At 39.8% G+C, this 13,993-nt stretch carries 12 protein-coding genes; all 12 read left to right on the forward strand.

Going from position 1 to position 13,993, the window contains the following annotated elements; genetic code table 11:
- Positions 1 to 10: 10 nt before the first annotated feature.
- The 12 genes from J2755_RS02525 to J2755_RS02580 all read left to right on the forward strand — a co-directional run bounded on the left by J2755_RS02525 (position 11) and on the right by J2755_RS02580 (position 13,941).
- Positions 11 to 1,291: a DUF835 domain-containing protein gene (locus J2755_RS02525; protein ID WP_209679214.1), complete on the forward strand. Its 1,281-nt coding sequence runs from the start codon at positions 11 to 13 to the stop codon at positions 1,289 to 1,291.
- Positions 1,292 to 1,340: 49 nt separating this feature from the next.
- The gene (locus J2755_RS02530; RefSeq protein WP_209679217.1) at positions 1,341 to 2,990 is read left to right on the forward strand and encodes a hypothetical protein; all 1,650 of its coding nucleotides are present in this window, start codon (positions 1,341 to 1,343) and stop codon (positions 2,988 to 2,990) included.
- Positions 2,987 to 3,676, forward strand: a complete 690-nt coding sequence (locus J2755_RS02535) for an RAD55 family ATPase (protein WP_209679220.1) — start codon at positions 2,987 to 2,989, stop codon at positions 3,674 to 3,676. The genes J2755_RS02530 and J2755_RS02535 overlap by 4 nt, the downstream gene beginning before the upstream one ends.
- A 56-nt stretch (positions 3,677 to 3,732) precedes the next feature.
- A complete protein-coding gene (locus tag J2755_RS02540) occupies positions 3,733 to 4,971 on the forward strand; it encodes a sulfatase-like hydrolase/transferase (protein ID WP_209679223.1) in 1,239 nt (412 codons plus the stop codon).
- Between the two features lie 218 nt (positions 4,972 to 5,189).
- Positions 5,190 to 6,038 (forward strand): prephenate dehydratase, encoded by an 849-nt coding sequence (gene pheA, locus J2755_RS02545; RefSeq protein ID WP_209679226.1) that lies wholly within the window; start codon positions 5,190 to 5,192, stop codon positions 6,036 to 6,038.
- 25 nt (positions 6,039 to 6,063) lie between these two features.
- Positions 6,064 to 6,960 (forward strand): DUF7502 family protein, encoded by an 897-nt coding sequence (locus J2755_RS02550; protein ID WP_209679229.1) that lies wholly within the window; start codon positions 6,064 to 6,066, stop codon positions 6,958 to 6,960.
- A 22-nt stretch (positions 6,961 to 6,982) separates the two neighbouring features.
- Positions 6,983 to 7,951, forward strand: a complete 969-nt coding sequence (locus tag J2755_RS02555; RefSeq protein WP_209679231.1) for an AAA family ATPase — start codon at positions 6,983 to 6,985, stop codon at positions 7,949 to 7,951.
- A 27-nt stretch (positions 7,952 to 7,978) separates the two neighbouring features.
- Positions 7,979 to 8,863 (forward strand): DUF58 domain-containing protein, encoded by an 885-nt coding sequence (locus J2755_RS02560; protein WP_209679233.1) that lies wholly within the window; start codon positions 7,979 to 7,981, stop codon positions 8,861 to 8,863.
- A complete protein-coding gene (locus tag J2755_RS02565) occupies positions 8,863 to 10,734 on the forward strand; it encodes a DUF7408 domain-containing protein (protein WP_209679235.1) in 1,872 nt (623 codons plus the stop codon). Before J2755_RS02560 ends, J2755_RS02565 begins: the two co-directional genes overlap by 1 nt.
- The gene (locus tag J2755_RS02570; RefSeq protein WP_209679237.1) at positions 10,734 to 13,235 is read left to right on the forward strand and encodes a VWA domain-containing protein; all 2,502 of its coding nucleotides are present in this window, start codon (positions 10,734 to 10,736) and stop codon (positions 13,233 to 13,235) included. Before J2755_RS02565 ends, J2755_RS02570 begins: the two co-directional genes overlap by 1 nt.
- A 44-nt stretch (positions 13,236 to 13,279) precedes the next feature.
- The gene (locus J2755_RS02575; RefSeq protein WP_280954372.1) at positions 13,280 to 13,615 is read left to right on the forward strand and encodes a DMT family transporter; all 336 of its coding nucleotides are present in this window, start codon (positions 13,280 to 13,282) and stop codon (positions 13,613 to 13,615) included.
- Positions 13,612 to 13,941, forward strand: a complete 330-nt coding sequence (locus tag J2755_RS02580) for a DMT family transporter (RefSeq protein ID WP_209679239.1) — start codon at positions 13,612 to 13,614, stop codon at positions 13,939 to 13,941. Before J2755_RS02575 ends, J2755_RS02580 begins: the two co-directional genes overlap by 4 nt.
- The last annotated feature ends 52 nt before the right edge of the window (positions 13,942 to 13,993 follow it).

Raw genomic sequence — 13,993 nt, forward strand, 5'->3', positions numbered from 1 at the left:
GGGATGTTGTATGGTAGAAACACGGCCTAAAATTCTTGTTGTAGATGATGAAAAAGCAAATCTGGAATTAATGGAAGCATACCTGTCGCTTGATTACGATCTAATCTTTGCAAGAAGTGGAACTGATGCATTTGAAAAAGTACACGAAGATCCAGATTTGATTCTTCTTGACGTGTTGATGCCTGAAATGAATGGTTTTGAAGTATGCAAGCAATTCAAGAGATCTGAAAAAACAAAGCTGATCCCAATAGTTCTGGTTACTGCTCTTGAAAAACATGAAAATCTTCAGAAGGGAATTGAAGCAGGTGCCGATGAATTTCTCACAAAACCTGTTGATATGTTTGAACTTAAAATCAGGGTAAAATCCCTTTTGAGAATTAAAAGGCAGCAGGATATCATTATTGAGGAAGGAAAAACCACAAAAAAATACCTTACTCACTTAAACCAGTTGCTTGAAACATCACCAATTGCTATTCTTTCACTTGATTTAGAACAGAATATTACTTTGATAAACAGAAGTGCACTTCGGCTTCTAGATTATGAGGAATATGAACTGATCAATCATCCCCTGTCTCAAATCATGGAGCAGGGTGAAAGAATCAAATTTGAAGATAGGATTCATTTTCCTGTCAATTTCCTCAAAAAAAGTGGAAGTCCAATTTCGATGAATGTTTCCACATCCGTTATAGAAGAAAATCATATGGAAACGGGACTTATTGTAACATTACAGGATATTTCAGCCCTAAGAGGGCTTTTCATAACTCCACATAAGGAAACTTTGAGTACTGGTTCAGGAAAAAAGCTGCTTGAACTCCCAAACGGTTTTATTTTTGCAATGGATAACGGGGATTTCAATTCTGGTTATGAACTTTTTGCAAACCATGTTAAATCCGGATTTGAAGGCTTATGTATCACACGTATAAATCCTTCAAAGATACGTGAAGAATATTCATTGGAATTTACACCACTTGTATGGCTCACACAAAACAAAATACCGAATGTTCCTACGATTGATCCGAATGAAATATTTAAGCTACATCCTACCATTAACAATTTTATTTCGAAGGCTGAAAAAGGAATTGTTTTCATTGACGGGCTCGAATATCTTATACTTGAAAACGATGTAAAATCAGTAATTAAGTTAATGGAACAGATAAATGATACCGTTATGGCATCTTCATCTAAGCTCATCGTACAGGTAGATCCGGAGGCTTTTGACAGGAAAGAGTATCACCTGTTTAAAAGATGGATGAAAAAAGTACCACATGAACATAGCAGTATTGAAAGCTAACTCTAATATAGTCATAGATATACAATTATACACAAGAGGATTACGTTAAATGGAAGTCGAAGTCTCATACATATTGGACCTTCCACAACTACTTACTGTTATGAATAGTGACGACCTTCAATGGCAAAAAGGTCGCGTAAATTTTGAAGACAATGGGATATGGTTTAAAACCGATAATGGATGGGAACCTATTCCCCTTCAGGCAATAGGAATAATTGGAAGAGACTTGCCTGAATCCTTTATTTCAAAAGCACGCAGTGCAACAGGACAACCTTCAGAGTTTGCTGTTGACTATAGTAAGAAAACAACATTTGGTTCCACTTATCTTATATCCACAATTGTATTTGCCGGGAGTGCAGAGGATATCCTCAAAATAAAGACATTCCTTGAGCAAAAACTTGGATACCCACCTTCAAACAATGATCCATTAATGAAAGAAGGATATCTCCAATTGGTCTCACTGATTGCTGGTGGAATTACAGATCAAAAATATCTCTTATCGATATTCAGAGGTAACGTAACCAGCTTAAATGAAGCCCTTGTGGATTTACGATCACTTGGAATGCTTGGCGAAGATAATTTGCTAACTGAAGAGGGTATTAAAAATTTTAATAATTTCAAGGACATTGGCGCCGTTCAGGAAGAAATAAATTCATCTTTGGAAGAAGAGACGGAAGAGAAAGATGAAGAAATTGATTCCGAAGCCTTATCATCCTTTAATGGGGATGCAGTTGGTATTACATTAAATTATGGCAAAACCATAATCAAAAGTGTAATTCATGAGGATGAGCTAACCGCTCTTCTGCCATCCGGGAAAATTGAATCACTGGATCTCAGAAATGAAGGTATCCTTATACTTGATGTGTTTACCGCTTCTGGGCTCCAGATGGAAATTTTTGCGAGAAAGGAAATCATTTTGTCTCTTTATTTAGCGCTGTCAAGAAAAATGGATATCTATGACAGGATTCTTGCCTTATCTTTTGCCAAAATCAGCGATTTTTCAATGTTTTCCGGAATGCTTGAAAGAGAGCAGAAAAACGTGCGAAGCTGTATCAGCAAATTGCAACATTTCGGGTATCTGGGAATGGATGGGAGAATCGAAGCACGTGGATTGGACAGGCTAAGTGGCCAGTTTGCTAATATTCCTGTTCTGGAAAATGACTTTAGTGATATTGATCTGACAAGCCACGACACAATTGAAGATGAAAACGAAATACGGCTTGTTTTTGAGAGACTTGTTAATAATGGCCACATTAAAAAGAAAGTGGAAGATCAGTTTCCGGGAATCACAATTTCTGAATATGATTTTGACAGCCTTGAGTCACCGGAATCGAAAAACCATGATGATAACGATAAGTGGTTAATTTTTAAGCAACTAAAGGAGCAGGGGCGCATAAGGCATGATATTAAGGAACAATTTGCAAATGCCCAGATACCTGCCGGCATCCATTCAGCAAAATATGGTATATTCAACGATGAAGCTGAAAGGCAGGCAATGTTTTCAAAACTCCTGAATAATGGCTATGTTGAGAGAAATGGAAGAGTTGAGCCTAAAGGGTTTAACAAATTAAGGGAAAAATTCACTAATCTGAAAGTACCGGAAGATGTTGGAAAATATTCTGAAACAAGTGATTTTACCCCTGCAGAAGATGAAAGTGAGAAAAAGCGAATGCTTGATCAAATAGGTGGTTTGAAATGAGGTTTATTGATACAGTTGAGGGACTGAACAACATTTTTAATTCCGATATTCCAAAAGGGAGCATAGTTCTTGTTACAGGTGTTGCAGGAGGCTTGAAATCCGGCCTTACTTTTGCTATGTTGTCAAAATACCTGGAAGAAACAGAAGAGAAGGGGCTATACATAACCCTGGAGCAAAGCAAAGACAGCCATCTGAAAAATATGAAAAGCATGGGAATGGAATTGTCTGAAAACCTGCAAATTTCTGATTACAGTGATTACCGTTTAAAATTTGATGAGTATTCAGAGGATCTCCTTGATGTTATTGGAACCAACATCATGAAATATAAGGAACAGGAGGGAGAGAGTCTTTCCTGTGTCGCACTTGATTCCCTTGGAGCTCTTTATTCTCTTATGGGTGTGGAATCAATTGATTTCCGAAAACAGTTGTACCACCTGTTTGAACCATTACGCAGGGAAAACCTCACAACATTTGTTATAGTCGAGACGCATGACACGTTTGGTGGCAAAGTCGGCATGGAGAGTTACCTTGCTGATGGAATAATTGAGCTTGGAATACGTACAAAAGACAATTCGACTAAACGTTACATTCAAGTCAGGAAAATGCGTGCGACCTCTCACAGCATGGACCCGTGGATTCTTACAGTTTCTGCTGATGGAATACAGATTTACAAGGATACTACATAATCATTATATTTTGCAACAAAGCAAATTATTAGTATTTTAATTTTTAATTATAGTTGATGAGTTCAGCTTCTGGAAGAATTGGTAAGTTGCTTAAACTTAGTTTTTTGATTTTTATCTTACTATGGGGAAGTAGTACAACAAATGCTTTAGAAAACCCAACCGAACTTAATTCGAATAATATCGTTTTCTTGATAGTTGATGGTTTGGGAGCATCCTACATTTACCCTGAATACCAACCAAGGGCTCTTGATGACAGCATCCTGCAAAAACCCAACGTCAAAAATCTTTCAATTATCTCATCTGAAAGTATCAGATTTTTAGATGTAAGCACTATCGCACTTTCCGGAAATTCAGGACACAACTCATTGATAACCGGAAATCTGAATGCAGACGAAAAAATGGTTGCCTACCCGAATACGACTATTTATGATGTACTTCACAACCGTGGATATGTTGCAGTTGCTATAATGGAAAAAGGAGATTCTCCAGAGATAATTGCGGAACAGGACATTGTTCTTCATGATACTACCAATTCAATTAATGACGTTAGTATGGAAGTAAAAACAAATAATCCGGATATAGTTCATCTTTCAGGAATTCGGAACATTCTTGAAACACATGCTGAAATTGCTCCTGAAGCTGTGGAAAATGAAAAAGAAGGTAGCATCAGCAGATACTATGCATACAATGAAATTGTTTTTGATGGTGCAGAAGATGTCATTCTGGAAATGGAAAAATCTGAAGTTCCCTATATCCTTACACTAAATGCAGGAGCTATTGACAATGCCGGACATTACAGGGGAAATGAAGGATATGTGCAAACTATTGAACATCTGGATAAAATGATCCTTCCTCTTTATGAGCTCTGCAGAGACAATGGTATTATTCTTGTCATTACTTCTGACCACGGAATTGCATTTCCTGATCCTGACAGCAGGGGCGGCGTGCAGTCCGGAGATTACTTCGAAACAGCTGAAGTAAAAAGAATTCCTTTAATCATCTATTCTCCTGATCTTAAACCCCAAATCATAGAATACCCCGCTGATCAGCAAGATATCGCTCCCACAATGCTTAGTATACTTGATATTCCTGAAAATCCCCACTTTTGTGAAGGAAAGCGTTTTCACATAAAGGAATATGCAACACTCGGAATAACTACGGACACAACCAGCAGTATACGTGTTTTGAATGAAGGAAGAACCCTGTATTCAAGCAATTTAGGATTTAATCATAATTTCAGAAAACTGGAACTGGATACAAGCTACAGGCTTGTAATATTTGACATTCAAGGCTAGGTTCTTGAGGAAACGGATTTTACCCTAAGCAAGGATACGAAAATGCACTTTTCGTTTGAAGATACTGCGCCGGATATCGTTGGGAAAGAAAGGATTGATCATTTTGGATATGCATTAATTGCATTAATTAATTTGACAGGACTAGTGTTGATTTTTAGAATACTGAAAAGTTAAGTTAATCACAAGGTATTTTAAATAGCAAATAAGTATAAATTACAATGAATACTGGTACATTGGGCCCTCAACAATCTTATTCTGAAAAGGCCACTAGGGTATGGCTTGGTTTATGTGACATGGATGGGGAAAACATCCATTTTTTTGCTGATATCCCGGATGTCTTCACAGCACTTGATGGAGGAAACATTGATGTCGGGATTGTTCCGGTTGAAAATTCAATAGAGGGATCGGTTGGGGTTACTCTGGATCTTTTGCTGGAAAAAGATGTCAGTATCATTGGAGGTGTTGTCGTTCCAATCAGCCATTGCCTGATTTCAAAGGGTAAGGTTGAAGATATTCAGGTAATTTTATCACATCCTCATGCTCTTGCGCAATGCAGGCAATTTCTCAGGGAAAACTTTCCTAACGCTGAATTGAGGACTACGGGTAGCACATCACATGCTGCACGTCTTGCAACAGAATTTAATGAAATGGCTGCTATTGCTTCAGAATCGGCAGCATCAACATATGGGCTTGATGTTTTACTTTCAGGTATTCAGGATTGGGATAAGAATGAAACACGTTTTGTTGTAATGGTTGCCGGGAAAAATAAGAAGTGTCTGCAAGTCCCACAGAAGGTACCAAATAACACTAAAACATCACTAATTATTTATCTTGATAGTGATCGTCCAGGTGCATTGTATGAAATCCTGAAAGAATTCGCAACAAGAGACATCAATCTTACAAGGATCGAATCAAGACCATCAAAAAGATCCCTTGGGGATTATTTGTTTTATATTGATCTGGAAGGAACCATTAACGATGCAAATATCAATGATGCGATTAATCAGATAGGTAAGAAAACTAAAAATTTGAAAATGCTTGGCTCTTACGGGGAATATCTGGCCTGAGAGCTGAGAAAGCAGAGGGGATCATATGGAAATGAGTGCAGAGCTGGAGCAGTTTCTCCAGTCTAAACAGCATGCTGTCAGTAAGTATAGGCGTCTGTTACTAATTGGAGACGTAATTGCCCTTACTTTACTGTTGTTTTCATTTCTCCTGTACTTCAATATGGATCAAATTTTTTTCGTATTCAGCAGTCTGGAATCCTTTGCAGACACAAGTTATCCGGTTGGTTCATTTGATATCGGATTAACCACTATTGTCTTGCTTTGTTTTTCTTTTCTTTTGTCTTCTATAGTCACGTTTTTTTGGAGCCGTCGCTCAAACAAACAAATAATTGTAAAAACAATTGAGGATAAATGTCCACCTCTTAAAGAAAGGCTCAGGACTGCTTATGACAACCGCGAACTTACAAATGTAATTGCAGTAGACCTGCTAAAATCAGTCGTAAAATCTACTGAAACGGTGACCAATTCGATACTACTTGATCGCAAACAACTAAAAATAACTGTAGTTTTTCTCCTGGTTTCCATTTTATTGGCAAGTGGTGCACTGTTCACAGATTTCAGGTCGGAAATCACACCTCCCGACATTCAGGAAACACTTGAAGATCTTCCTTTTTTGCCAAACGGAGAGGAAATTACACCTGAAACTTCACCCTTAGATGATGGGAATGGCCCATCAGGGGAAACAATCATCGGTGATCCATCGGTGATAATCGTTGAGGGTGAAGAAGTTGATTTAACGTTGCCACCGGGATCAGAACAAGGTTTTGGTGATGCCGGAGAAGATGATAGTCTTCCACCGGATTTCAAACCCTCTTCTTCCTATGATGTTGGCAGGATGTCATCATCCGCCTATTACGAAGATTTGCCTGAAGGGTATGAAGATATCATAAAATCATATTTTGAAGAAATTACAAAACAATAATATTATCAAAGGAGTAACAACAATGACCGAGGGTTCAAATACTGAAATGGCAGAAGCATACAAAGGCTCATCGGATGCGTTTGCCAACCTTTTCACTGAAATTTCAAAGGTGATAGTAGGACAGCGAGAGACTGTTGAACAGGTAATTGCAGCAATTTTGTCCAATGGCCACGCATTGGTAGAAAGTAATCCGGGACTCGGGAAAACCCTGATGATTTCCACAATTGCAAAGGCCATGGATTTGAGTTTCAGCCGTGTTCAGTGTACACCCGACCTTATGCCTGCAGATATTACAGGTACACACATAATTGAGGAAACAGGTGGACATAAGGAATTCAGGTTTGAAGCAGGGCCTATCTTTGCAAATATTGTACTTGCTGATGAGGTAAACAGGGCATCCCCGAAAACCCAGTCAGCTCTTCTTGAAGCCATGCAGGAAAAACAGGTGACAATCGGAAATGATACATTCATTCTGGACAAACCTTTCTTTGTACTCGCAACCCAGAACCCGATAGAAATGGAAGGAACATTTCCCTTGCCTGAAGCACAACTTGACCGTTTTCTCCTGAAAATACTTGTGGATTATCCTGCTATTGAAGAAGAAAAAGAAATTGTCCGTCGGTACACAATGGTGGACATTCCGGAAGTCCGCACTGTCCTTGACAAGAAAGCTGTCCTTAATCTCCAGCGCCTGACACGTGAAGTTCCAATTGCTGACGATATCAAGGAATATGCAATAAAACTGGTCGTAGCAACCCGTAACTGGTCGGAACATATTGAATTCGGTGCATCCCCAAGGGCTTCAATTGGCCTGATTCTGGCTGCAAAGGCACGTGCCCTTATCAAAGGAAGGAATTACGTCAGTAAAGAAGATATTGACACAATGGCCTACCCTGTTCTCAGACACAGGATTATGCTCACTTTTGAATCCGAAAGGCGCAATATCACACCTGATCAGGTAATATCCGAGATAATTAAGCGCAGCAGTTAATCCCATCATTATGATGCAGGACTTTAAATGAAAGAAAACGATGATAAAATCGACCTGAAATTCCTCAGGCAACTGGACCGCTTTTCCTTGATGGTTCGCAAAAGGGTATCCACATCATATGCCGGTAGCCGAAGGTCCGTAAGAAGCGGTCGAGGCCTGGACACTCTGGGTTATCGTGACTATCATGCGGGAGATGAGTTGCGTACAGTGGACTGGAATGTGTATGCACGTACTGAAAAACTCTATGTTCGCCAGTTTGAGGAAGCAAAATCAGTTACCACTCACATCCTGCTTGACAGCAGCAACAGTATGGCTTATCCCAAAGGCGGAATGACAAAGTTCCATTATGCTTCTATGGTTGCTCTTGGTTTTGCTTATCTTGTAACAAGAGATAATGATAGTTTCACAATTTCCACATTTACCGATGATGTTGAAATACGTCGTCCTAGAAGAGGACGCAGACACCTGCTGGATTCAATTGACAGGCTCAATTTTGCAGAAGTTGGCGGGGACACAGATATTGACAATTGTATTAAATTGTACGAAAAAGCCATTCATTCCCGCTCATTGATAATAATAGTATCAGATTTCATGCAGGATCTGGAGGCAATTGAATCAGCAATATACAGATTATCAGCACATGACTTAATGCTCATACAGGTTCTGGATAAAAGCGAACGTGAGCTTTCATTGCATGGACACTCAAGACTCACAGACCTTGAAACTGAAGATGAGCTAAAAACGTACATTAGTAAGAGTTTCCAGAAAGACTACAATCAGGCTTTGGAAGATCATCTTGCCTACATACAAAATATATGCGACCATGTAGGGGCGGACTTCTACACTGTCACAACGGATAAGCCGATTTTTGACACATTCCTTTATACACTGGGAAGCAGGAGGCGCTGGTAATGGCGTTTGAATTTGGAACACCCCTGGCACTGGCAGCTCTTGCGAGCCTTATTCCACTAATTATACTTTACCTGCTGCGCCCTAAACCACTGGTAATTAAGATACCTTCCTTGATGTTCCTTATGAGGGTGGAGCAGAAGAAGAGATTCTCTTCAATCAGAAAACTTTTCAGGGACCCGATTTTCCTGATACAATTGCTGGTTTTAATATTGCTTTCAACCGCTGCAGCATCTCCTTTCCTGACATCAGAAGAAGATCTCAGCGGAGAACATACGGTGATAATTATCGATTCGTCGGCGAGTATGCAGGTTGATGGTCGTTTTTCTGAAGCAACCCGTCTTGCTGAAGGATACGTAAGCAAGGAAAACACCATTATCCTTGCAAAAAATATTCCGGAAATTGTCCTTCAGGAAGGAAATTCTGGCGATGCCAAGTCACAACTGGATGAAGTGGAAGCAACTTCCACTGTTGCAGACCTTTCAGCAGCAATATCGGAAGCCATGCGCATTCTCTCTGAAAGAGGTGGAAGGATAGTTGTGTTATCCGATTTTGGAAGCTGGGATGGAAATGATCCTGTTGAATCCAAGCAGCTTGCTGAATCCTATGGTCTTGATGTGGCTTTCATTCCTGTGGGCAGTCCTGCAGACAATATTGGAATCATTGACGGCTGGATCGAGCAGACAGCAAACGGCTATGAATATAACTGTATAATCAAGAATTATGACAGTTCAAGAAAAACAGTTAATGTCGATATTCAAGCAGGAGATTATTCGGACAGGGTTTCACTTAGTATACAGGGAAGAGATACGGAAGCATTTAAGCTCAGCAATCTCGGAACCGGAATTACGGAAATCAGTATATCAAATCAGGATTCTTTCGATGCCGATAATAAAGCCTATGTTTCAATTCCTACAACCAGTGTGATTCCCTGCCTGATAATTACGGATACCCAGAAATTACCTTCTTCTCTGGCACTTTCCCTGCTTCCGGGAGCAGAGCTCAGTACTTCAACAGGAGTACCTTCTGTTTCTGATCTTAATAACTATCGCGTTGTTGTTGTTTCCAGCAAGGATATTGCATTTACAGCCGAGGAAGTTACAAGGCTCTCAACGTTCCTCAATTCCGAGGGAAATGTTGTTTTTGTTGCAAGTGAATCATTAGATCCAGCTGTGTCTGATAATGTGCAGAAGCTTCTTCCTGTTGAAATAACTGAAATTGATGAAGACCAGAGAGGGACTGAGGTTGAAGTTACGCAGGAAACACGCCTTACTGACGACATAAAATATGAGGAGATTTCACTGTATACTTATCTAAATTCCACATTGAAGGAAGATGCAGTAGCTGTTGTTACAACCGAAGATGATATTCCTATGCTTGCGTATATGGAAAAAGGCGATGGAATAGTCCTGTACATCGGTTTCAATGACAGGCTGGAAGAACCTGTCTGGAATAATTTCCATAACCTGCCTGAATATCCGGTTATGTGGGCTCGTATCCTTGCATGGCTTGGCGGAGCCGGTGATATCGGGGACTATAACCTTGAAACCGGAACTGTGACTCCACTTACCGGAGAACGTAATGTCCTGACACCTTCCGGTACTGTAACCACAAATCGCGTTTATTTCGAGGAAACAGGGATTTACGAAATTGGTAGCAATTCAATTGCTGTTAACCTCTATAGCGACCCTGAATCGGATACAACTGTTGATCCGGATGAATTGGTTGAGCGATCTATGACCACCGATGAACCAAGAGTTGTGAGAGAAACAACATACACATCTGAGAATCATCTTGAGGATTACCTGATTGCAATCGTTATTCTGCTTGCAATAATTGAAATTCTTATTATCAGGAAGAGAGGTGAACTCTAATGGTTTCCTTTGAGAATCCGCTTTTGCTTTTACTCATAATCCCGGTAGTAGCCGGAGCAATTTATTTTGTGATGAAAGGTGGCAAGAGAAGCCTTATACTTTCCCGCATGATAGTACTTTCCCTGCTTGTGGTTGCCATTGCAGGGCCATATACATTCATCAGTGAGGTTACACAGGAAGAAAATCCACAGCTTGTCATTATTTCGGATAATACGGATAGTATGCAGCTCTTTGAAAAAGAAGTAGGAGACGAAATGTATGAAAGTCTTACAGCCAAAACCCCTACAACCTTCATTGAGATTGACGGGGATCGGACACCTCTGGGCGATGCAATTATGCAGTATTCCACCGGAGACAGGCAAATTGTTCTTGTAACCGATGGTAACAGCAATTATGGTGCGGATCTCGAAGAAGCATTTGAAGTTGCAAAAGAAACCGATACAACGGTATATGCTATTGTTCCTGAGCTCATGTACAATGATCTCAGCGTTAAGGTCGAAGGGGATAAAACAGCAGTACAGGGTAATGAATACAGGTTCAACCTTATTATCGAGCAGGCGGAAGAAGAATTTACAGAATATGATTTTTCGGTTTATGCAGACGACATCCTGATAAGAGGAGGTTCCAGATCACAGTCTGAAAGACAAAATACTCTTTCAGTTACCCACACATTCAATACCCTCGGTGCTCATACCCTGCGTGTTGAACTGGATCCAAAAGACGAAGATTTTGATAGCATAAACAACGAGTTCTACAAGGCAATTTACGTTGTTCCACGTCCTGAAATTCAATATGTTACCGATGAAACGGATGCTCCGCTTTCAGAGATTGTCTTCAACCTCTATGATGCATCCTATTCCTCAGGTTTAAAAGACCTGGATACTGAAAAAGCAGTAATTATTGACAACATACCTGCAACCCGCCTTTCAGAGCAGGATGTAGCCAAATTGACAGATTTTGTTTCCAACGGTGGCGGTTTGGTTGTTGTAGGTGGGGAACGCTCCTATGAATATGGGGATTACCTGAATTCCTCATTTGAAACACTTTTGCCGGTAACCTCGGAGCCAACTGAATGGAGAGGTGGTAGAAACATTGTCTTGTTGTTAGATGTTTCAAATAGTTTTGGACAAGGAGATGTCATTGGAAAAACAGGAGAAACAACATCATTTCCATTCTTTGAAGATATTCTTGGAAACGCAGTCAAAGTTATAGAAGATGAAGATCTGCGGGATTCATACGCTGGAGTTATAGCGTTTGGAACAGATTCAAAGGAAATTTCTGATGGATTGATATATTTGGGTTCATTTTCTAACGTTGAATTCCTTTCAGAAGAAATATCAAAACTGACACCTTCAGAAAATTTTCAAACCACTGGTCTTGATTCTTCATTAGAGGATGCAGAAGATTGGCTCCAAAATGAAGTCGGAACAAAAGATATAATCATTATTTCCGATGGTGGAATAAGAGACAGGTATGATGAAAGCTTAATAATAGCAGAAGAGCTTAAAAAATTAGATGTTAATTTTTATTTTGTACACATTGCAACTACAAGACAGCAAGATGCATACGATGTTGATGACGTAGCTTTTGCACAAAAGTTTATCCAAAACATTGAAGGTAGTACTAAAAATTACTTTTATCTTGAACATGGAGAGCGTGCTAACTTTGACTTTGATGATAACATTGAAGAACAACCTGAAGAAGACCCAGAAGAAACAGCATCTTCATGGGAACTTTTCGAGTTGAACCCAACTCACTTCATCACAGATCAGACTGCAGTTTCTGCGAATATCACAGGATATAATGATGTAACACCAAAACCCGGTGCTGACAGAATAATTGTTGCTTCAAATGGAAAACCAGTGCTAACTACATGGAGATACGGGCTTGGAAGGGTTGTAACAATTACCACAGACAATGGAAAGGGCGGTACAACTCTCTGGAGTCCTCAAATGTATTCAGGAAACAACTCCCAGCTGGTCTCTGCTTCAATAAACTGGGCAATTGCCGATCCGCAGGTTAAGGAAGGAGCCGTTGTGCAGGGAGAGGATACATGGCTTGGCATTCCAGCAGCTTTGACACTCACGATGTATGATGAAGGTACACCAAAGCTCAGCTACAGAGGCAATGATCTTGAACTTTCCCTGATAAGTCAAGATACATATGAAGCAAGCATTGATCCTTCGACCATTGGAGTTCATAGTGTTTCAGGATATCCAATTGCTGTAAACTATGGAATTGAGTATCGCGATGTTGGTGTCAACGAAGAACTTGAGAAATATGTGGTAAGCAGTGGTGGAAAGGTCTATGCCGAAAATGAGGCAAAAGCTCTCCTCCTGAGTGATGCACGAGAAAATTCCTACAAACCAAGGCTCACACAGGTTAGCCAGAAAATGAACTACATCCTTGCAGCCTTGCTATTATTCCTTCTTGAAGTATGCTTAAGAAGAGGCAGAGAGATAATTGAAGCAAATAGGAAAGAGAAGGAATCTGAAAAATGATCTGAAAACATGGAGGTAAAAACATCATAAACGGTTACACGTATCTGGCAGCAGCCATTTTCTTTGAAATATGTGGAACTACCTGCATGAAATTTTCAGATGGATATGCAAATTTAATTCCCACAATTTTAATTTTTGTTTTCTATGGAATCAGTTTCAGCATATTTCCCATTGCACTGAAAACTATTGATGTGAGCATAGCCTATGCCATCTGGTCTGGTGTGGGAACCGCAGCAATAACAGTCATCGGGATTTACTATTTTAAAGAGCCGGCAACTGCAGTCAAAATGGTATCTATTTTTGTGGTAATGCTGGGGGTTGCTGGACTTAACCTCAGTGACAAGCTGGCTTTAATGTACAAAAGCCGGAGGCAAACATGATAACAGGTTATATGTATCTTGCAGCAGCCATTTTTTTTGAGCTATGCGGAACGACCTGCATGAAAGTTTCGGAAGGGTACAAAAATAAACTGGCTACGGTATTGATTTTTGTTTTTTATGGAATCAGTTTCAGTATCTTTCCTCTTGCTTTACAAACCATTGATGTAAGTATTGCCTATGCAATCTGGTCCGGTGTGGGAACTGCAGCAATAACAGTCATAGGAATTTATTATTTTAAAGAGCCAGCAACTGCAATCAAAATGATATCTATTTTCGTGGTAATGCTGGGAGTCGCAGGGCTCAACCTGAGCGATAAACTGGCTTAAACAACCTTAAAAGGAAAAAGTAAGGGGTATTATTCCCCTGAAATATATCTGC

Origin of the sequence: Methanohalophilus levihalophilus (genome assembly GCF_017874375.1) — an archaeon.
Taxonomy (GTDB): domain Archaea; phylum Halobacteriota; class Methanosarcinia; order Methanosarcinales; family Methanosarcinaceae; genus Methanohalophilus; species Methanohalophilus levihalophilus.

Coding starts and splice junctions, on each gene's coding strand:
- J2755_RS02525 (WP_209679214.1), top strand. CDS start 11: ATGGTAGAAACACGGCCTAAAATTCTTGTTGTAGATGATGAAAAAGCA.
- J2755_RS02530 (WP_209679217.1), top strand. CDS start 1,341: ATGGAAGTCGAAGTCTCATACATATTGGACCTTCCACAACTACTTACT.
- J2755_RS02535 (WP_209679220.1), top strand. CDS start 2,987: ATGAGGTTTATTGATACAGTTGAGGGACTGAACAACATTTTTAATTCC.
- J2755_RS02540 (WP_209679223.1), top strand. CDS start 3,733: ATGAGTTCAGCTTCTGGAAGAATTGGTAAGTTGCTTAAACTTAGTTTT.
- pheA (WP_209679226.1), top strand. CDS start 5,190: ATGAATACTGGTACATTGGGCCCTCAACAATCTTATTCTGAAAAGGCC.
- J2755_RS02550 (WP_209679229.1), top strand. CDS start 6,064: ATGGAAATGAGTGCAGAGCTGGAGCAGTTTCTCCAGTCTAAACAGCAT.
- J2755_RS02555 (WP_209679231.1), top strand. CDS start 6,983: ATGACCGAGGGTTCAAATACTGAAATGGCAGAAGCATACAAAGGCTCA.
- J2755_RS02560 (WP_209679233.1), top strand. CDS start 7,979: ATGAAAGAAAACGATGATAAAATCGACCTGAAATTCCTCAGGCAACTG.
- J2755_RS02565 (WP_209679235.1), top strand. CDS start 8,863: ATGGCGTTTGAATTTGGAACACCCCTGGCACTGGCAGCTCTTGCGAGC.
- J2755_RS02570 (WP_209679237.1), top strand. CDS start 10,734: ATGGTTTCCTTTGAGAATCCGCTTTTGCTTTTACTCATAATCCCGGTA.
- J2755_RS02580 (WP_209679239.1), top strand. CDS start 13,612: ATGATAACAGGTTATATGTATCTTGCAGCAGCCATTTTTTTTGAGCTA.